19 protein-coding genes are annotated in these 20,455 nt (G+C 40.1%); 10 read left to right on the top strand and 9 right to left on the bottom strand.

The window, feature by feature from the left end:
- Positions 1 to 201 precede the first annotated feature (201 nt).
- The gene (pssA, locus tag ACOI22_RS16730) at positions 202 to 1,029 is read right to left on the bottom strand and encodes a CDP-diacylglycerol--serine O-phosphatidyltransferase (protein ID WP_420673278.1); all 828 of its coding nucleotides are present in this window, start codon (positions 1,027 to 1,029) and stop codon (positions 202 to 204) included.
- Between the two features lie 312 nt (positions 1,030 to 1,341).
- Between pssA and xdp1 the strand changes: the two genes are divergently transcribed.
- Both xdp1 and prsT read left to right on the top strand, forming a co-directional pair.
- On the top strand, positions 1,342 to 2,199 hold the full coding sequence (xdp1, locus tag ACOI22_RS16725) for an exosortase-dependent surface protein XDP1 (protein ID WP_420673277.1): 858 nt from the start codon (positions 1,342 to 1,344) through the stop codon (positions 2,197 to 2,199).
- A 91-nt stretch (positions 2,200 to 2,290) separates the two neighbouring features.
- Positions 2,291 to 5,062, top strand: a complete 2,772-nt coding sequence (gene prsT, locus ACOI22_RS16720; RefSeq protein ID WP_420673276.1) for an XrtA/PEP-CTERM system TPR-repeat protein PrsT — start codon at positions 2,291 to 2,293, stop codon at positions 5,060 to 5,062.
- Positions 5,063 to 5,146: 84 nt separating this feature from the next.
- Here prsT and clpB read toward each other — a convergent pair whose 3' ends face one another.
- From clpB to rluD, 3 genes are all read right to left on the bottom strand, one after another.
- Entirely contained in the window at positions 5,147 to 7,723 is a 2,577-nt protein-coding gene (clpB, locus tag ACOI22_RS16715; RefSeq protein WP_420673275.1) for an ATP-dependent chaperone ClpB, read from the bottom strand.
- 73 nt (positions 7,724 to 7,796) lie between these two features.
- Complete coding sequence (gene pgeF / locus ACOI22_RS16710) at positions 7,797 to 8,561, bottom strand: peptidoglycan editing factor PgeF (protein WP_420673274.1); 765 nt, start codon at positions 8,559 to 8,561, stop codon at positions 7,797 to 7,799.
- Positions 8,555 to 9,541, bottom strand: coding sequence for a 23S rRNA pseudouridine(1911/1915/1917) synthase RluD (gene rluD, locus ACOI22_RS16705; RefSeq protein WP_420673273.1), 987 nt, complete (start codon positions 9,539 to 9,541; stop codon positions 8,555 to 8,557). The genes pgeF and rluD overlap by 7 nt, the downstream gene beginning before the upstream one ends.
- A gap of 119 nt (positions 9,542 to 9,660) precedes the next feature.
- Here rluD and ACOI22_RS16700 point away from each other — a divergent pair, with 119 nt between their 5' ends.
- Positions 9,661 to 10,431 (top strand): outer membrane protein assembly factor BamD, encoded by a 771-nt coding sequence (locus ACOI22_RS16700; protein ID WP_420673285.1) that lies wholly within the window; start codon positions 9,661 to 9,663, stop codon positions 10,429 to 10,431.
- 46 nt (positions 10,432 to 10,477) lie between these two features.
- On the opposite strand, the gene ACOI22_RS16695 is transcribed toward ACOI22_RS16700, so the two are convergent.
- From ACOI22_RS16695 to ACOI22_RS16685, 3 genes are all read right to left on the bottom strand, one after another.
- The gene (locus ACOI22_RS16695; RefSeq protein ID WP_420673272.1) at positions 10,478 to 11,260 is read right to left on the bottom strand and encodes a ChrR family anti-sigma-E factor; all 783 of its coding nucleotides are present in this window, start codon (positions 11,258 to 11,260) and stop codon (positions 10,478 to 10,480) included.
- Entirely contained in the window at positions 11,253 to 11,867 is a 615-nt protein-coding gene (locus tag ACOI22_RS16690) for a sigma-70 family RNA polymerase sigma factor (protein WP_420673271.1), read from the bottom strand. Before ACOI22_RS16690 ends, ACOI22_RS16695 begins: the two co-directional genes overlap by 8 nt.
- Before the next feature lie 133 nt (positions 11,868 to 12,000).
- A complete protein-coding gene (locus tag ACOI22_RS16685; RefSeq protein WP_420673270.1) occupies positions 12,001 to 12,567 on the bottom strand; it encodes an LON peptidase substrate-binding domain-containing protein in 567 nt (188 codons plus the stop codon).
- A 186-nt stretch (positions 12,568 to 12,753) separates the two neighbouring features.
- Between ACOI22_RS16685 and ACOI22_RS16680 the strand changes: the two genes are divergently transcribed.
- Genes ACOI22_RS16680 through ACOI22_RS16660 form a run of 5 tightly spaced genes read left to right on the top strand, consistent with a single transcriptional unit; the run spans position 12,754 to position 17,298 of the window.
- Positions 12,754 to 13,176: a nuclear transport factor 2 family protein gene (locus ACOI22_RS16680; RefSeq protein WP_420673269.1), complete on the top strand. Its 423-nt coding sequence runs from the start codon at positions 12,754 to 12,756 to the stop codon at positions 13,174 to 13,176.
- Positions 13,173 to 13,943, top strand: a complete 771-nt coding sequence (locus ACOI22_RS16675; RefSeq protein ID WP_420673268.1) for an SDR family NAD(P)-dependent oxidoreductase — start codon at positions 13,173 to 13,175, stop codon at positions 13,941 to 13,943. The genes ACOI22_RS16680 and ACOI22_RS16675 overlap by 4 nt, the downstream gene beginning before the upstream one ends.
- Positions 13,940 to 15,220, top strand: a complete 1,281-nt coding sequence (locus ACOI22_RS16670; protein WP_420673267.1) for an NAD(P)/FAD-dependent oxidoreductase — start codon at positions 13,940 to 13,942, stop codon at positions 15,218 to 15,220. The genes ACOI22_RS16675 and ACOI22_RS16670 overlap by 4 nt, the downstream gene beginning before the upstream one ends.
- A gap of 28 nt (positions 15,221 to 15,248) precedes the next feature.
- Positions 15,249 to 16,040, top strand: coding sequence for a DUF1365 domain-containing protein (locus ACOI22_RS16665; RefSeq protein ID WP_420673266.1), 792 nt, complete (start codon positions 15,249 to 15,251; stop codon positions 16,038 to 16,040).
- A 4-nt stretch (positions 16,041 to 16,044) separates the two neighbouring features.
- Positions 16,045 to 17,298, top strand: a complete 1,254-nt coding sequence (locus tag ACOI22_RS16660; RefSeq protein WP_420673265.1) for a class I SAM-dependent methyltransferase — start codon at positions 16,045 to 16,047, stop codon at positions 17,296 to 17,298.
- Between the two features lie 63 nt (positions 17,299 to 17,361).
- Here the strand turns inward: ACOI22_RS16660 and ACOI22_RS16655 are convergent, their stop codons facing one another.
- Together ACOI22_RS16655 and pomA are read right to left on the bottom strand one after the other, a co-directional pair.
- Complete coding sequence (locus ACOI22_RS16655) at positions 17,362 to 18,285, bottom strand: flagellar motor protein MotB (RefSeq protein WP_420673264.1); 924 nt, start codon at positions 18,283 to 18,285, stop codon at positions 17,362 to 17,364.
- Positions 18,285 to 19,049: a flagellar motor protein PomA gene (pomA, locus tag ACOI22_RS16650; protein WP_420673263.1), complete on the bottom strand. Its 765-nt coding sequence runs from the start codon at positions 19,047 to 19,049 to the stop codon at positions 18,285 to 18,287. The genes ACOI22_RS16655 and pomA overlap by 1 nt, the downstream gene beginning before the upstream one ends.
- Positions 19,050 to 19,290: 241 nt before the next feature.
- Between pomA and ACOI22_RS16645 the strand changes: the two genes are divergently transcribed.
- Positions 19,291 to 19,515 carry an exodeoxyribonuclease VII small subunit gene (locus ACOI22_RS16645; protein ID WP_420673262.1) on the top strand — a complete coding sequence of 75 codons (225 nt, stop codon included), beginning with the start codon at positions 19,291 to 19,293 and terminating at the stop codon, positions 19,513 to 19,515.
- Between the two features lie 6 nt (positions 19,516 to 19,521).
- On the top strand, positions 19,522 to 20,424 hold the full coding sequence (locus ACOI22_RS16640; RefSeq protein ID WP_420673261.1) for a farnesyl diphosphate synthase: 903 nt from the start codon (positions 19,522 to 19,524) through the stop codon (positions 20,422 to 20,424).
- Positions 20,425 to 20,455 lie beyond the last annotated feature (31 nt).

Below are 20,455 nucleotides of genomic sequence, written 5' to 3'. Positions count from 1 at the left end.
CTTACCGTTTTTATCAATTTGTGTCATCTAAATGACACCTTACCTGACTGCTTCTTGGCGGCTCAACTCAGCTTGTTTAAAGGCTTTGTTGATGTCTCCTTGAAGCGAGCGCGCATTCTACATAAGATATATTTTGAGTCAACACCTATTTGCAATAATTTAATAAATTAGAGCTTAAGCGCCCAAATTTTAACCAACTCTCTATTTATCGGTATTTACTTCACCTTCTGGCGTAGTATGCGTCGACTTTTCTGTATCAGACGCTTGGTTATCAAAGTCTGCATCATCAGCTTCACCTACTACATCTTCTAAAGTCATTTTCTCCACCGTTCTAAATGTATTTATAGGCCCGGCTATTGTATATAGTAGAAATACTATAAATAGAACCATTGAAGGAGCAGTCGCTACTATTATAAACACAAGCATAATAAGAAGGAGTGCAACGAAAGGGACTTTTCCATTCCAATCCACTTCTTTAAATGAGTTGTATTTAAAATTACTCACCATTAGCAAGCCAGAAAGACCAGTAATTAACGCTACTACAATACTGTAGTCTTCTCCTTTTATATCGTAATCAATACATACCCAAACCATACCCGCCACAACTGCTGCCGCTGCGGGGCTGGCTAAACCTTGAAAAAATCGTTTATCAGCGGTTTCAACCTGGGTATTAAATCGCGCTAATCGCAAAGCGGCACACGCTACATATATAAATGCAGCTAACCAACCAAACTTACCTAATTCTAGAAGGCCGAAGTTGTAAGCCACAATTGCTGGAGCTAAGCCGAACGAAACCATATCAGCCATAGAATCGTATTCAGCACCGAAGGGTGATTGAGTATTGGTCATTCTAGCGACCCTTCCATCAAGCCCATCAAAGACCATCGCCACAAATATGGCAATAGCTGCAGCCTCGAATTGGCCATTCATTGACATAACAACAGCATAAAAACCTGAGAACAAACCTGCGGTTGTTAATAAATTGGGTAATAAATAAATGCCACGCGGTTTATCTTTTTTAACAGTCATACAGAATAGAGCCTTTTATTTGAATATTGATGCTAAAAACAATAGGTATATCTATTGCTACGCTTGTTCAATATTTGGTAATTTAACTTATTGCCAATATGGTATATTGAATGCGTGATTAAATCTATGAAATGGGGGCATGAATAGTGCACATTTCGCAACACCCTGCTCATTTTTTGTTCGTCGGAATATTTTACACTTCCAATTTGTGGAATAAACAGAGTGTAGTAAGGTGTTGAAATTAAAAGTAAATAATCAACTGGCATCTTTATTGCTAAGTCGGTTTCGGTGATAGTTTTATATGGATTAGACATGAAGTACACAAAGATATTAGCAATTGTAGGATTAGCTCTTTCTGGAAACGCTTTCGCGGGGAACTCAACAGTTTCTCCAGAGTGGAGTTTTTTATCATCTTCGGCTGAAACAGGCTCTGTTTCAGGCTCAGGTGTAAACACTGTAATACACAGTGTTAAAGATGGCATTTCGTTAGAAATTAGCGCTTGGTCATCATCTTTGCACAATAACGTTGCAAGTTGTAAAGATAGCCACGGCCAAGACCTATGTATTCAGCGTTCGCAGTTAACGCAGTATAATGGTGGTTTGGGTGTAATTAATGGTGATGAAGGTAACGATACTCCTAACCATTCAATTGATAACAACAACCAAGACTACGATATGGTTTTACTAAGCTTTAGTGAAGAAATTAATATATCTAGCCTTTATACCGGTTGGAATTATCAATATAACCATCTTAATTCTGATGGCACCTATACAAGTCGTAGTTACAATGACGCTGGCGCATCAGTAATGGCGTTTACAGATACAAATAGCGCAGTTTCATTGTCTAGTAGTTCAAACAACTACTCTACTTTGTCGTGGGCTGACCTAACTAGCGTTGGTTGGACAAATATTGGTTCTGATTTCAGCTCTAACGGTAGCGGTGAAATTGCAGTTTCTTCTGGCAATACTTATTCAAAGTATTGGTTAGTTGGTGCAGCGCACTCTATAGAGCGTGATGCTGGTAACTTAACAGATCACATTAAATTAGCGGGTATTTCATTTGCGCAAAACGTAAATAACCCACCACCATCAACGCAAGTTAATGCTCCTGCAACGGCATTAATGACGTTTTTGATTGCTGGATTTGCGCTTTATCGTCGCAAAAGCTAAAAATTAGTAAAAAATAAGAACAAAGGCGGTGTATACCGCCTTTTTTTTATTTAGAATACACAGAATTTCTTTTGGTATAGGGTAGCGCACTATGAAGTACAGCCTCTTAAGTTTAGTCTTTGTTGCTTTCATCTCATCAGCACAAGAACAAGTTGAAGATTATTACGAACAAGCAAATACAGCATTTACTGAGAATCAATTAGATGATTCTTATATATTCCTAAAAAATAGTCTTCAAAAAGATCCTAACCACTTACCTAGCAAGATACTTATGGGTAAGGTTTTAGCCTTATCATTTTACTACGAAGACGCCATCGATGTTCTATACGAATCGCTACAAGCAGGAGCCGATCCAAATCTAATTATAGAGTTTCTAGCTAACTCTTTACTTGCGCAACAAAGATACGATGACATTATTGCTTTATCAGATAAAGGCCTAAGTAAAAAAAATAGAGCGGTTTTGTATGCATTAAAAGGTAAATCTGAAAACAGATTAGAGCAGCCCGTACAAGCTCAAAAATATTTTGAACAAGCATTAAATACCAGCAGCACAATAGCGGGCGTAACCGATGCTTATGCCAAGTTTTTATTGGAGCATAACAGGCTAAGTGAAGCTAAGCAGTTTGCCTTAAAAGCGGTAGAACTCGAAAGCTCTAACGCTGAATCGGTACGCACACTTGCTGCCATATACCGCCGTGAGGGAAATGTTAACGCTTATGTAGATGCGTTAAATCAGGCTCTAATGATAGATAAAGACCAACCTCTTGTTTTGAGAGATTTAGTCACAGCCTACATAAGATTAAACCAAGCTGAAAACGCCAAGCGAGTGATAGAATCTATATTAGAGAGCTCACCAAATGATCCAATGGCTAAATTTCTGTTTAGTTGGGCCAACTCTCAATTAGGTGAAAGTGATATAGCGCAGTCTACTTTAGAAGACTTGGTTAACAACTTAAGTTTGATTGATGCTGATGTTATGCAAAATGCACATGGCCTTTTGTATATAAACGGTATGGCAAATTTAGCCTTGGGTAACACCGACTTAGCGCAGCAAAACTTGCAAAACTACGTTAATAAACAACCGAATGACTTAAATGCCAGTATCTTATTAGCTGATTTATATGCACAGGAAGGTAATAGCGCTACTTCTATTAAATTGTTAGAAAACTTCAAAGAACTTACACTAACGAACCTCAAACTAAGCGATAAGCTGTGTAACTTATATATTGAAATGAACCTGACTCACAAATGTGCCTTTTTATTAGACCAAATGGATGAGAATTTTTCATTAGTACCCGATTTTATTAGCTTAAAAGCAAAGCTATTAGCTGCCCAAGGTAAGCCAAGTGAAGCCTTAAACCAAATGAGTCAACTTGAAAACGAATCTGAACAGATTCTTGTTGATAGAGCGCTATTAAGTATACAAGCGGGCAATTACGAACTTGCAAAATCAACGTTGTCGAAGCTAATTGAGAACGCAGAACTTCCCAATGATTACAAAAACTTATTGGCAAGCGTACATATTAAGGAAGGTGATAACAGCGAAGCAAAAGCCTTACTTGATGATATTTTGTCATCTAACCCTTCTCATTTTTCAGCTCTATTTAATTTAGCTACTGTAAATGCTAATTTGGGTAATTATGGATTAGCTAAAACAAGCCTTGAAACTTTACATGAGCTGCGTAAAAACGACAGCAATGTTGTGTTAATGCTCGCTAAGTTAGAGCGTAGAATGGGAAACATTGACGCTGCCCTTGACTATGCAAATGAAGCGATTGTATTAGATAGAAATATGACTGAGGCTAAACTCGAATTGATAGCTATTTATCAGTTTAAGGGTGATTTTGAATCAGCAATCAGCGTGATTAACCCAATTATTAAGCAAGAGTTTTTAGATCCCCAGTACATAGCCCTTAGAGCCAACCTATTTATTCAATCAAAGCAATTTGATAAAGCATCCTCTGATTTGAATGTTTTGTTTGGCATTTACTCAGCAGATAGTGACTCCTTGTTCGATTTAGCGATTATGCAACGTAATGCAAACGATTTTAGCGGCGCACTGAAAAGCCTAGACAGAGCTATAGAGCTTTCACCTAAGAAGTACCCGTTATATCGTGACAAAACAAATCTGTTTATTCAAACTCAACAATTTGATAAAGCGTTGGTGTCATTGGAAACCACTATTGATAAGTTTGGACATACCCCAGATACTTATTTATTCAAAGGCCACCTTGCTATGGTGGAAAATGACCCTAAAGAAGCTGCCGAACTTTATTATAAGTCGGTAGAACAAGATAATTTCTTTTCTCTTGCATTAGTGCAATTGTATGGAATGGCTACAAGTGGATATAAAGAGCAAGAGTTTGTATCTTTAATGGAATCAATTATTGTTCCGGCCGCTAGAACTGACATGCATAGGCATCTTTTAGCCGATTTTTACCTTCTTAATAAGCAAAATGCGAAAGCCAAACCACACTATCTTGCTATTATTAAACACGGGCAATATAAATTTACCCCGCAAGTTATGAACAATTTAGCAAATATATATATGCAAGAAGAAGAATATGAAACCGCAATGGATTTATCGCTCACGGCTCATAACAAACAGCCGAATGATCCAGCCATATTAGATACCTATGGTTGGAGTTTAGTTAAATTAGGTAAATTTGATGAAGGCTTGTCTTATTTGCGACAGTCGTTCGCTATGAATACCGCTGATCCAGCAATTCGTTTTCACATAGCGGTTGCCTTAAGTAAATTAAATAGAATCGCGGAAGCCAAAAGAGAATTGACGAATTTACTAGAGAATTTTGACATGTTTGAAGATCGAGATGAAGCTCAATCCTTATTAAACTCTCTTTAAAACTTATTTAAAAGCCGTAAAAAAAGCCCGGTAACTTCAGATAGTTGCCGGGCTATTAATGAATCATTTCATAACAACGTTTATTTACGTACCTTCAAATACAATCTTGTCGTCACTGACGTCAACTCTAATGGTATCGGCCCCGCTTAGGCTATTATCAAGCAAAGCATGTGCTAACGGGTTTTCAATTTGAACTTGTATTGCTCGTTTTAATGGCCTTGCCCCATATATTGGGTCAAAACCCGCCAGCGAGAGCAAGTCGAGCGCTTTTGCTGATATTTCAAATTTGTAACCCATTTCATGCAAACGTTGACGTAAGCCAGCAAGTTGTATCTTCGCGATTGACTTAATTTCTTCTTGTCCTAATGGATGGAAAACAACAATATCATCCACTCGATTAATAAACTCCGGTCTGAAATGAGAGCCAACCACTTCCATCACGCTATTTTTCATATCTTGATAATTTTCTTCCCCAGCTTGTGCTTGGATAATATCCGAGCCTAAATTTGAGGTCATAATAATTACCGTGTTTTTAAAGTTAACGGTTCTGCCCTGCCCGTCTGTTAGGCGTCCGTCATCTAGCACTTGCAATAGTATGTTAAAGACATCAGGATGTGCTTTTTCTACTTCATCTAAGAGTATGACTGAATAGGGCTTTCTGCGCACAGCTTCGGTTAAATACCCGCCCTCTTCATATCCTACATAACCTGGTGGAGCACCTACTAAGCGCGATACAGAATGCTTTTCCATAAACTCTGACATATCTATGCGCACCATGGCGTCATTACTGTCGAACATAAAGTTTGCTAGCGCTTTACACAGTTCAGTTTTACCCACCCCAGTTGGACCTAAGAATAAGAACGACCCCATTGGTCTATCAGGATCAGCTAGGCCCGAACGAGAGCGACGAATAGCATTTGAGACCGCTGACACCGCTTCTTTTTGGCCAATTACGCGCTTACCAAGCACATCTTCCATGCTAATGAGCTTATCTTTTTCACCTTCAAGCATTTTACTCACAGGGATGCCTGTCCATCTAGATAACACGTCGGCAATCTCAATTTCAGTGACCTTATTTTTCAATAGAGTGTTTTCAAGGCCTTCGTTTTGTCCGGCTTTTTCTAAGCGCTGCTCCAAGGCTGGGATCTTGCCATACTGCAATTCTGACATGCGGCTTAAATCAGAGGCTCTGCGCGCTATGTCTAAATCTAGTTTGGCTTGTTCTAATTCCGCTTTTATACCTTGTGTACCTTGCATCGCGTCTTTTTCGCGATTCCATACTTCAGCCAATTCAGAGAATTTTATTTCAGCTTGCTCTCGCTCTAGCTCAATAATTTCAAGGCGCTTATGACTAGCGCTATCCGTTTCTTTGGCTAATGCTTGTTCCTCTAGTTTCAACTGAATAATGCGTCTTTCTAATCGATCCATTTCTTCTGGCTTTGAATCTATTTGCATACGGATACTAGATGCTGCTTCATCGATTAAATCTATTGCTTTATCAGGTAGTTGGCGATCACTTATATACCTATTAGACAAGCTTGCCGCGGCTACTATTGCAGGGTCAGTTATATCTACCGAATGGTGTAGCTCATAGCGCTCTTTTAAGCCTCTGAGGATAGCAATTGTGTCTTCCACACTGGGCTGGTCAACTAACACTTTCTGAAAACGTCGCTCTAGTGCGGCATCCTTTTCAATAAACTGGCGATATTCATCAAGAGTAGTGGCTCCCACGCAGTGCAGCTCACCGCGCGCTAGCGCTGGCTTTAGCATATTACCTGCATCCATAGCGCCCTCACCCTTTCCGGCACCCACCATTGTATGAAGCTCATCAATAAATAAAATGACCTTACCTTCTTCTTTGGCAAGCTCGTTTAATACGGCTTTCAGCCTTTCCTCAAACTCGCCGCGATACTTAGCTCCGGCCAGCAGAGCGCCCATATCTAACGACAAAACGCGTTTGTTCTTTAAGCCTTCTGGTACTTCAGAATTAATAATTCGCTGCGCGAGGCCTTCCGCAATAGCGGTTTTACCTACGCCGGGTTCGCCAATAAGAACCGGGTTATTTTTAGTGCGACGTTGCAATACTTGAATGGTGCGGCGAATTTCATCATCACGCCCTATGACTGGGTCCAACTTCCCTTGTTCGGCTCTTTGCGTTAGGTCAGTGGTGAACTTTTCTAAGGCTTGGCGCACGTCTTCTGCGTTTTGATCAGTTACCTTCTGACCACCGCGCACATGCTCAATCGCTTCTTCAACTTTTTTTGCAGTCAAACCTAAGTTCTGCAACATAGTTCCTAAAGCACCAGAGTCATCAACGGCGGCTAAAACAAATAATTCTGAGGTGATGTAATCATCTTTTCGCTTCTGTGCAATTTTATCGCACATGTTGAGTAAACGAATGGTATCGCGCCCTAATTGAACATCAGCGCCCGCGCCTGAAATTTTTGGCAGCTTATCAATACTTTCGTTAATTGACGAACGCATACTATTTACATTAATACCGGCGTGGTCAAATAATGGACGAACACTCGTCCCTTCTTGGTTAAGTAAAGCCGACATTAAATGAACTGGCTCTATATATTGGTTGTCACGGCCTAAGGCCAAAGACTGCGCATCTGAGATAGCTATTTGAAATTTGCTTGTAAATTTATCTAAACGCATAATTAATACTCCATAATTTCCATACTTATTTTATGGGTATTACAAGGCAACTATTCAAGGTGTGTGTTTAAATTTAATACAAACGCATCACTACCGTTGCCATTCTTCCAGTGGCATGTAAACCTTGGTGAGTGGCTCTTCTATGAGAAAAAAGTTGTTCATTTTGATAAGTACATATGTTTGAAATTTCACAATCATCAATACCCTGTTCAGCTAAAAGTTGTGAAGCAATAGCTGTTAAGTCTACTGTGTATTTGTGATTACTCGATGCTTTAACATCATTTGGGTAGTGAATAAAACGGGGAAGCAGCTCTTCTCCAATCTCAAATTTAGCGGCTGATATAGATGGTCCTATCCAAGCGCTAATTGTAGTAGTTTGTTCAAAACTTGTGAGTGTTTTTTGAATAATGCCATCTAACAGACCGCGCCAACCAGCATGAATGGCAGCCATGCGCTTCGTTGAAGAACAAAAAAGCACAATAGGTAAACAATCGGCTGTCATTATTGCCAAGGGTGTAAGCTCATTTTGCGTACAAATAGCATCACAAGGACTTACATGAGCATTCGAATAATCGCAAAAATTAGTAGTATGTTGCTGGTTAAGCCAATGAATGGGGTCAACTTGCGAAGTGGCGTGAGCTGCTGCTTCCTGTGACAAATAGTTAGCAAGCAATGAACGATTATGCTCAACTGCTGCCATGTTGTCACCTACATGGGCGCCTAAATTTAAGCTTGAATATTGGGCCTTACTCACGCCCCCAACAGCTGTAGTAGTGAAACACAGTACGTTCTTGTGCTGCCAGCGTTGAGGACGAAATAAAGGAATATTTTCTACCACTGATCAGGCATACCATTGAGGTTTAAGTCGGCATCCATAGCCTCTAGCAATTCAACGAAGTCTTGAGGCAAAGGCGCTTTCCAAGACATGACTTCACCTGTACTTGGGTGGGTCAATGTTAGCTGAATGGCGTGAAGCGCTTGGCGTTTAAACCCTCGTAGCGCATCAATAAATTCATGGCTTGCGCCTTTAGGTAGACGCACTCGTCCCGCATACTGAAGATCCCCCACCAATGGATGTTTAATATGCGTCATATGCACTCTAATTTGATGCGTACGGCCCGTTTCTAGTTTTAACCTAACATGGGTATGAGAACGAAATTTACGCTTCACTCTAAAGTGAGTCACAGCAGGTTTCCCCATAGGATCAACAGCCATGAGAGTGCGTTTAGTAGCATGCCTACCAATATTTTCATCCACAATACCGCCGGCAATCAAATTACCAAATACTACCGCCTCGTACTCACGTCCCATTTCTCGCGCTTGTAACTGGTTAACAAGGTGGGTTTGAGCTGTAATATTTTTAGCCACAACCATCAAGCCGGTTGTATCTTTATCAAGTCGATGAACGATACCCGCTCGTGGCACATTTTCAATTGCAGGGTAATGATTAAGCAAGGCATTGAGCAAGGTTCCAGATGGATTGCCCGCCCCTGGGTGCACAACTAAGTCTGCCGGTTTATTGATAATAATAATATCGTCATCTTCATAGACTATATTTAAATCAATATCTTGGGCTTCATTAAAAACCTGAACCTCTTGTTCGGCTTTTATATCTATGACTTCGCCCCCCTTTAGTTTAACACGGGGTGTGGTAATAACTTCTGAATTAACAGTGACTTGCCCTGACAATATCCAGTCTTTTAACTTAGAACGAGAATATTCAGGGAACAAACGCGCAATAGACTGGTCTAGTCTGGTATCATAATGTTCGTCTGGAACAATAGCGTTTAGCGATATTAAATTGACTTGTTGGCTCATAAACAGGATCATAAAAGGAAATCTGGTATCGATTATAACAAGCCTGCTCGCGAAAAGCTTTCACGAACTTATAGAGTTGGCATATAACAATTAAAATTAAGAGTAGTTTATTAAACATGATGAAGCGTAAGAATGTATTATCAGCGATAGCCATTATCGCAGTAATGTCGCTAAGTGCTTGTACAAGCGTAGAAGATGAACAAAGGGAATTGGTTGCAAATCAAGGTGCGCAAGCACTTTACAATCAAGCGAAAGAGAACTTAGAAAATGGAAACTTTTCTGCCGCTGCGCAAGTATTAAGCACAATAGATTCTAAATTTCCGTTTGGCCCTCTTTCTCATCAGGTGCAATTAGATTTAATCTACGCTTACTACAAATCAGGTAATGTTGATCAAACACTTGCGACCATTGACCGATTCATACGTCTAAATCCAAATCATGTTGATGTTGAATATGCTTTGTATATGCGTGGTGTTGTGAATATGGAACAAGACAGCAACTTATTCCAAGAACTTTTTCAAGTAGATCGTTCTGACCGTGACCCGTCAAAATCAAAAGAAGCCTTTGAAGATTTCAGACGCTTAGTTGAAAACCATCCTGATTCTAAATATGCAACTGACGCGAAACAGCGCATGCTTCATATTAAAGACCGTTTAGCGAAATATGAAATAGCTGTAGCACGTTTTTATATGCGCCGCGAAGCGTGGGTAGCTGCCGCAAATAGAGGGCGCTATGTATTAGAACATTTTCCTGATACACCGCAGGTGCAACCCGCTTTAGAAATAATGATTGCGAGTTATGACAATCTTGGCTTAGATGATTTGAAGGGCAATGCTATTAAAACCTTAAGAATCAATTACCCTGACAGCGAGTTTATTGATTATCAGTAATCCCTAGGCATAAAACGAAAAAGGAAATCATGATGATTTCCTTTTTTTATCTGTGAATTTTGACCTTAAAGTATAAATCGCTTAAAGGATTTATAAATTTTGCCCAACCACTAGTAAAGTGTAAAGGCTTGTCAACGATAGAGAATACTAAGCAACCCTCGTCAGCGCTAGATACAGGTGTATGAGTTTGCTGAGCATTAAGCGCAATGTAATCCCCTGTTTCGTAGGTACTTAGCCCATCTTCGAAACTGCCATCTAGTACCAATGTAAACTCGTTGCCCTTGTGGGTGTGCTCAGGTACGCCCCCACCTTTTTCCATATATATGAATTGTGCAAGTATACCGCCGCCAATATCGACTGGCGCCTGCCAAACTTTTCCAATTAGATGAGACCACGCCCCCATTGCTTCAGCGTACTTGCGAAGGGTTTCAGGTACGTGGAATTGCTTACCTTCCAATTTAATGTACTGCTTTTGCGCGTCATATCGGCTAAAGCCTAAGGGAGGTTCCTGTTCATCACAGGTAGTAACAATTGAATCAAAGATCGAAAGAAACGATTCATCATCAACGTCGTCAATGGCAATCTGCTCGTTTCCTATTGGCGAGAAACAATTATTCACGGCGTCAGCACTTAATAGAAGTTCATTGTGTGCTTTTGAGGATTTATCACTAAGATGCTTCTCAGCAAGTTGTTCAGTATAAGTTTCTAACTTATGCTGACACTCCACACAATAATCACAGTGGCTTGATACCATTAAGGCTTCTGCAAATGGCAAATCGCCATTCGCAAAGTTAATCAAGCTAGTATCATTAGGGTGAAACTTAATCATATTCCCGCAGCATATCCTTAAGACGATGCAGAGCAAGACGTGTTCTTGACTTAACAGTGCCAAGTGGAATATCCAACTCGTCGGCAACTTCCTGCTGTGACTTTCCGTCAATATAAATAGATTCAATTACCAGTTTTTGCTTTACCGGTAGCGCTTCAAAAAACTGGCCTATTTGTTCAAGCGTAATTTGTTGATCAAGTGGGACGTCGTTAGTGTCGGCTGTTTGCTCACAAAGAATTGGCCATAGGTCATCTGAGCATACATCCTCTTTTCTATTTTGCAGCTTTCTCAACATATCAAAGCGGATGTTTCTGGCAATTGTAAAAATCCAAGTAGAAGGCGAACCTTTTTCTGCATTAAAAAGATGAGCTTTTTGCCAAACATTCGACATAGTGTCTTGAACTAACTCCATCGCTAGTGCTTCATTACCCATTTGTTTCAAGGCATATGAACGTAGTCGCGGCGCGAAATAGCTAAATACGCGTGAAAAAGAAATTTTGCAGCGTTTAGTAGCCACTGTAGCTAGGTGAGCCGACATTTCAGCAGCGCAATCTTTCGGTTTGCGAGTATCGTTTCTTTGATGTTCCAGCGGAATTCCAATCAACATAACTTTCTACCTTTTAATCTACCATTTCCTGAATTGGACTTTAGTATAGCGAATATTGACATTACTCAAAGTTAAATAAAGTTAACGAAACTCATAAAAGCTGTTGCAGTCCAAACAAAATAAGCCCTGTAAGCTATTCAATCATTTGTGACAAATAATTAAGTACTTCTTGGCAATTAGCCTGAGCAATGAACGCTTGTTTCTGCTCTGCGCCAACCGGGAGTAGTTCAATCCAACGTTGGATTACCCATACAGGATCATCAAAATGCGTTTGGGTATACAAAGAACTGACTTCTGGATAACGTTCAAAAATTTCCTTGAGCCGTTTATCGATAGGATGCAATTGTTCAAGCGCAACATTTGCGGTCCAATCAGGCTTAACTTCGCATTCTCCCATTCTAAGTCCATCAGACTCGGTTTCTGTCTCAGTAATGCTCACGCATTGGCGGCCTTCAACGGTTACCCCTAAAAGGCCGTCGGGCAATAAATCAAAATCAATTACCTTGCAGCTTGTCCCCACCGGCATAATACTGTTAGCGTGTTGCGAGTCACTTGCATTGTTGAGCATACAAATTACAAACTCAGAGTCTTGGGCACATGCCTGTTTGATCATTCGCACGTAACGCGGTTCAAAGATACGCAGGGCCATTCTACCTGCAGGTAAAATGTGTGATGACAAAGGAAACAGCGGTAATTTCATGGTGTATAGTGACTTCCTAACATTGATTAGTATTTATTTACAGCAGAAAATCTAAAATAGATCCATTTAACGGCAATTTGAAAAAATAAAGCTGATGGGTTAAAAAAAGTTAATCTATTGATCTAGTTAGTACGCCAAACGTAAATCTTCCCAACATTTATAAAAAATAGCGTATCATTTTCCTATATGGATATTATTGACCAATTTAGTTTGTTTTACACTGACCTAGCTTCAATGAAAGTTGATGAGCTATCAAACATATACAGCCAAGATATTGTGTTTATTGACCCTATAGAAAAACATGAAGGGATAGCCTCAGTAGAGAACTATTTTACGCGCTTGTTAAATAACGCTAAATTTTGCACCTTTACCATTCATAGCAAACAAGCAACTGAAGACAGCGGCTACATTGTTACTTGGACAATGAAATTTACATCGAAAAGCATGAAGTGGGGTAAACCCATTTCCGTTGATGGTGTCACTCTTCTTAAAATTCACAAGGATAAAATTGTTTACCATAGAGATTATTATGATCTTGGCCAGATGGTTTATGAGAATATTCCTGTATTAGGGCGCTTAATCACAAAAATAAAAAGGAGTATAGGATGAGTACTCTGTTAATTACAGGCGCTACCTCTGGCTTAGGTGAAGCTCTCACAAAAGAAGCTATTGAAAATGGCCATACCGTAATTGCCTGTGGCAGAAATGCAGACAAGTTAAGTAATTTAAACAGTTTGACCAATGTAAGTACGCTGCAATTTGACGCCACAAACGAAGAAGAAACCTTGGCCGCTTTAAAAAATGTTGAGTTTGATATAGCGGTGATTAACGCCGGTACGTGTGAGTATTTAGATATTGATGATATTGACCCATCGTTGTTCAAGCGCGTATTTGATATAAACTTTTTTGGTGCAATTAATACAGTGGCAGGTTTAGCACCCAGTTTTACTCCCGGTATGAAACTGGTGTTTGTTGATAGTATGGCAAGGCTATTGCCTTTTACTAAAAGCCAAGCATATGGTGCAAGCAAAGCGGCTCTGCATTATGCTTGTAAGAGCTTTGAAGTGGATTTAGCCAACAAAGGTATTACGGTACAAAGCATTTCACCAGGATTCGTAGAAACCCCACTTACCGAGAAAAATGAGTTTGACATGCCTATGGCGATAAGCGCACAAAAAGCCGCTAAATACATGCTAAAAGGCATTATGTCTGACCATTCAAGCGTTTACTTTCCTCGCCGTTTTGGCATTATTATGCGCCTGCTGAATATATTACCAGAGAGCTTCCAGAGCTATATTTGCAAAAAAATGATAGGTGAGGAAAGTAAAGGAAGTACAAATAAATCAAAAGAAAGTAACGATAAGGACGCAGTATGAGCCAGAAAGTTGCCATTATAGGAACCGGTATTGCGGGGATGACCTCAGCTTATTTGTTAAATGATAAAGCTGACATTACCGTATACGAAGCGAACGATTACATAGGTGGGCATACTGCCACTAAGTCAGTTGAACATAAGGGAAACACTTACGCTATAGATACCGGTTTCATTGTATACAATGAGTGGACCTACCCTAATTTTATCAAACTTATGGGGAAATTAGGCGTTGTAACCCAGCCCACTGAAATGAGCTTCAGTGTAAAAAATCAAGCCAATGGTATGGAATACAACGGCAATACTATTAATAGTTTATTCGCACAAAGACGCAATATTTTATCGCCTCGCTTCTGGCGCTTAGTATTAGATATTGTGAAGTTTAATAAGGTGTGCAAGGCCCACATTGAGGCAGGCAAAGATAGCGACAACATCAGTTTAATTGATTTTATTCAGCAACATAACTTAAGCGATACATTTACGAAAAACTATATACTTCCAATGTGTGCTGCCATTTGGTCAACGAGTTTAGAAGCTTCCGCTAATTTCCCTTTATCATTCTTTCTCAAGTTTTTTAACAACCATGGTTTATTGAACATTGTTAACCGCCCTCAATGGTTTACTTTGGTGGGTGGCTCTAGTGAATACATTGCTCCTTTAACTCACTCTTTTAAAGATAAAATTAAGTTAAACAGCCCTGTTACTAAAGTCAGTAAAACTGAAACTGGGTATGCGCTTACCAGCAACAATGAGGTAAGTTTGTATGACCATGTTATTTTTGCATGTCATAGTGACCAAGCTTTACGCATGCTTGACTTACCTTCATTTAATGAAAGTATGCAAGAAAATTATTCGAATGTACTAGGCGCAATTCCTTATGCAAGTAACGAAGTAGTGATGCATACTGATACTTCACTGTTGCCCAAACGGCCTTTAGCATGGGCCAGTTGGAATTATCTCATAACAGGCACCAGCAACGAGCAAAATGCGCCTGCGGCAGTTACTTATAATATGAATATTTTGCAGCGCCTACAAAGTGACACGACGTTTTGCGTTACCTTAAATAACACACCAGCAATCGACCCTTCTAAAATATTGCGTACTTATCATTATGCCCACCCACAATTTAGTCCAGAAATGGTAAATGCCCAGCAGAAGCGCGCCTTAATATGCGGCGTAGATGGTATCCATTTTTGCGGTGCATATTGGTACAACGGCTTTCATGAAGATGGCGTGAAAAGTGCTTTAGATGTGGCCAATCGCTTTGGTGCCAGTTTATGACCTTAGTATTTGTAATTGAGAGTTCTATATGAGCACTGCTACTGGCGAAGTGAATAATAATATAGATGAACTTGAAAGCGGTATATTCACCGGCGTAGTTTTTCATCAGCGCAGCCAGCCTAAGCTTCATAAATTCAGCTATAAGATCTACTTATTTTGGCTGAAGCTATCTGAGATTGATAGTTTAGCGGCTAATGTTAAAGGCTTTAGTTCTGAAAAGTCAGGGTTTTCCCTTGTCAATTTCAAACGTCAAGATTACCTAGGGGAAACAACTGAGAGCTTAGAAGCATCAGTACTCAATAAAATGAATGAGTTAAATTCAGCTAATGCTAGCGAGCCTGCACGATTAACAGGTGATGTTTTTATGCTTGGACAGGTTCGTACTTTTGGTCTTTATTTTAGCCCAGTTAACTTTTACTATCTTCGAAACGCAAGTGGCAACTTTACCCATATGCTAGCAGAGGTCAGTAACACACCTTGGAATCAAAGGCATCATTATTTGGTAGATTTATCTTGCCAGAATAATACGCAAAAAGCATTTCATGTGTCACCATTTAACCCTATGGATATGACCTACAAATGGCAAGTGGCGCAGCCAACTAACAAACTCAATTTACACCTTAGTTGCTATAAAGAAACTAAACATTTTGAAGCCGCTATTGATATGACTAAGCAAAGCCTTACATCTACAAGCTTGCGTCACTCATTATTATCTATCCCAAGTATGACAATCAAAACTATGGCTGGCATATATTGGCAAGCCATAAAATTATTTTTTAAACGCGTTCCCATATACGCGCATTCTAAACCTCAGGAGTAACCCTATGTCTCACGCAGAACAATCGATACATGCGCTAGGTTCGTTAACAACATGGGAAAAAACGTGTCGTTCTATCTTCTTAAATGTACTTAAACGTCTTCCCCATGGTCACTTAACCATGAAAGAAAATGGCCACGTAGTTGGCGAGTTCGGAAACAAGCATGATGATTTGCATGCTGTAGTGAATATTATTGATTATAGGGCTTACCCTAAATTGCTGCTAGGCGGAAGCATTGCTTCAGGAGAAACATTTACTGATAATTTGTGGGAAACGCCTAATTTAACTAACGTAATTCGTATTTTTGCTCGAAACTTGTCAACCCTTGATAGCTGGGAAAAGCGCTTTAGTTGGCTAACTATGCCTGTATTGAAGTTAGGCCACTTCGCTAAACGAAACTCTAAAGAACAGGCTAAACGAAACATTGGTGATCACTACGATTTAGGAAACAAGTTATATACCAAGTTTTTAGATAAAAGCATGATGTACTCGTCGGCGATTTATCCCCATCAAGATGCTAACCTTGAGCAAGCGCAGTTCCACAAATTACAAACTATTTGCGAAAAATTACAGCTTAGTGAACAAGACCATTTAGTTGAAATAGGCACGGGCTGGGGCGGTTTAGCCATACATGCAGCCAAATATTTTGGTTGCAAGGTCACCACCACTACCATTTCTGAAGAACAGCATGCATATGCTGCAGCATGGATAGAAGAAGAAAACTTAGCGGATAAAATTACCTTATTAAAGAAAGATTACCGATTGCTTGAAGGCAAATTTGATAAGTTAGTTTCAATTGAAATGATTGAGGCAGTAGGTAAACAGTACCTACCGACTTTCTTTAAAAAGTGTGCATCATTAATAAAAGATGACGGCTTGATGCTTATTCAATCAATCACCATTGATGATCGCCGCTATGAAAGCTATGCAAATAGTGTTGATTTTATTCAAAAGTATATTTTCCCGGGCGGCTTTTTGCCCTCTCAATTGGTCATTAATAATCAATTAAAAAAACACACTGACTTATCAATTGCAGACGTTCACGACATAGGCCTTGACTACGCCAAAACCCTTAACGACTGGCATACTGCATTTATGTCGCAAAAATCGGCCTTAAATGATGATGGTTACGATGAGCGATTTATTCGCATGTGGAAATATTACTTAAACTACTGTGAGGGTGGCTTTTTAGAAAGAGCTATCAGTACAGTGCAACTTGTTATGCGCAAACCCCACTATCGCGATGAGCTTACGCGCTAACGCTTGTTTCAATAACCACTATTTAAGCTAGCTGAGCGCCGGCTACGGCGCTCCTCAGTGGGCTTAGTCTTCTAATACAGAAATTGGATTAGATATTTTCGCTTCACCTTGAACAATCGCTATTTCTACGCGTCGATTTTGTGCTCTTGCCCTGGCGGTATCTTCCTCTGTCATGGGCTGAGTCGCAGCCTTACCTATCACTCTCATTCTGCGTTCATCAAAACCAGGCGCTCGCCTTAATTCTTCTGCCACGGCTACTGCACGTTGCGCTGATAAATCCCAATTAGAACGATACAGTTCATTTGATACTTGAACGTTGTCACTGTGGCCGGTAATTTCTACCTTCCCGGGCATATCATTTAGCAGCACGCCTAATTTACGAATAACAGGCACAAACTGAGGTTGCAAGAAAGCTGAGCCCGCTGAAAAAGAACCGTTCTCACGAATTCGGATAATAATTTGTTGGCCTAAGTTTTCTACATCTACTGCGCCATCTTTAATTTCTTTTTGTAGTAGGTCTTCTACTTTCTTCCTATTTTTTTCTACTTGCTCTTTATTGGCCGCCGCACTTGCGGCCGCAGCAGTTTGTTTCGCGGTTTGCGGTGATTGCCCGCCTCTAAACGTACCTTTTTGCTTTTGTGTACCGCCTGCATTCTCCGACTCACCCTCTTGGAAATTAAGCATAGGTTTGGTGATATCTTGTGTGACCTGCTGTACGGTTTCAATAGGGGTAGGATCAGGCTTGCCTGGTCTAAATTCTAGGGCAACTACACTGGTACCTTTAGGAATGTCTTTTAACTCAACTTTGTTTTGTACACCAAATGCAAACTTCATAGAGCCTGCTATTTGCTTAAACTTTCTTACATCCATTTCAGAAAACGACAAAAGCAATACGAAAAAGCACATCAACAATGACATCAAATCAGCGAAAGTCCCCATCCATGCGGGCAGACCTTCGGGGGGACATTTAGGACATTCGTCATCCATTATTCAGCTTCCTCGCTAGTGCCCCGCTTACCTTCGGCGATATAACCTTTAAGCACACCTTCAATAACGCGCGGATTCTGCCCATCGGCAATGCCTAGAATACCGTCAAGTATTAGGCTCTGATTGAGTTTCTCTTCTTGCGCTCTTACATTTAATTTAAACGATACAGGCAAGCAAAATAAGTTAGCTAGCATAGCTCCATAAAGTGTAGTCAACAACGCTACCGCCATTGCAGGACCAATCGATTTAGGGTCATCCATGTTTGATAACATCGCAACCAAACCAATTAGCGTACCTATCATTCCCATTGCTGGGGCACAATCCCCCATAGCTTTGTATATTTCAGCTCCTGATTCATGGCGCTCAGTGGTATTGGTAATATCTTTGCCCATGGTGGCACGAACCACTTCAACATCGTGCCCATCTACTAACATATCAACCCCTTTTTGCATAAAGGAATTGTCAATTTCTGCTTCTTCTAGTGCTAGGAAACCGCCCTTTCTAGCGGCATCTGCCATTTCAACAATTTTTTCAATTAGCTCTTCAGGAGTTTGTAGTTTAAATGAAAACGCTTTACCGCAGACTTTACCGGCGGTTAAAAATTGTGACATGGGATATTGCATAAGTACCACGAAGATTGATCCACCAAATACAATCAGTACAGAGGGAACGTTGAAGAATATGGTGATGTCGCCGCCCATGACCATGGCCATAACCACGAAGCCCATTGCCGCAATGAACCCAATAATGGTTGCTAAATCCACTTTTCACTCCTACTCACAAATTAAAAGGTCGGTCGCATGGTGATTTAATACTTAATGCGAAAATCAGGCGCCGTAACTTAAATAAAGGATATAATTTACCTGTGTAGGTATTAACGACCAATTTACAAACTTCTTTATGTAAATTAGCGATTTTATTCACCGAATAATTGAATTTATAAGGCCTGTGGTTTAAGGTGCAAACCCGTGCTTAGCACCAACGTTTTTATGTGGAAAATATGGTATGAAAATAGAAGAAATGTCATTTGAACAAGCAATGGCTGAGTTAGACACTATTGTAATTGAAATGGAGCGTGGAGAAATTCCTTTAGATGCCTCGCTTAAACAATTTGAACGCGGTGTATCGCTTGCTAGGCACACGCAAAAACTACTAAAAGATGCTGAGCAAAAAGTCCAAGTGTTAACGCAAAACAACGGTCAAGAAAGCTTACAGCCTTTATCTGAATAATCAATTATGTCATTACCTGCGCCCTTAGAAACATTATTAACGCAAACTAAAGCCCAACTCAGCTTAGATTTTTCTGATTATTTAAGTAATTATGAACCTGCAGAAATTGAATTAGCCAAGGCCATTGAATACGCCTTGCTCAATGGCGGCAAAAGAATGCGCCCTTTGCTAGTTAATATTGTAGGGCAAATGTTGAAAATCCCCCAAAGTGACCTTAATCAGGTTGCCTTAGCCATAGAGTGTATTCACGCATATTCATTGGTGCACGATGATTTACCCGCCATGGACGACGATGACCTGCGCAGAGGTAAGCCTACGTGCCATATTCAATTTAATGAAGCCACCGCTATATTAGCCGGCGATGCCCTGCAGTGCATGGCTTTTGAAGTAATAGCGAATGCCCCGCTAAGTCAATTTGCAGATTCACAACGCATTGAATTAATACGTCATCTTACAAAAGCTGCTGGCGCCGCTGGCATGGTAGGTGGGCAGAGCATTGACCTTGCAGCAACCAATATGCAAATACCCATTGAAGCCTTGCGGAATTTACACAGTTTAAAAACAGGTGCTTTGTTGAGTGCTTGTGTACAATTGCCATGCATCCTTTGTAAGGACATTAGCCCACATAATGTGCAACTTTTGTTAAAGTATGCAAAACATATTGGCTTAGCGTTTCAAATTCAAGATGATATTCTTGACGTTACCTCTGACACAACAACACTAGGTAAACCGCAAGGTTCAGACCAAGACGCCAATAAATCAACCTTCGTTTCGTTACTAGGATTAGAGGGCGCGCAGCTAGCTTTACATGAACAACATGAACTAGCACTACAAGCTTTAGCAACTTTGCCTTACAATACACAAAACTTAATTCAGTTTTCTGAATATTTAGTTGCTAGAAAATATTAATTTCGTTGTCGCACAATTACAGTAGAAGAAC

The organism is Glaciecola sp. 2405UD65-10, from assembly GCF_048820975.1.
Classification (GTDB): domain Bacteria; phylum Pseudomonadota; class Gammaproteobacteria; order Enterobacterales; family Alteromonadaceae; genus Glaciecola.
This window is presented reverse-complemented; position numbering and strand designations above follow the sequence as displayed.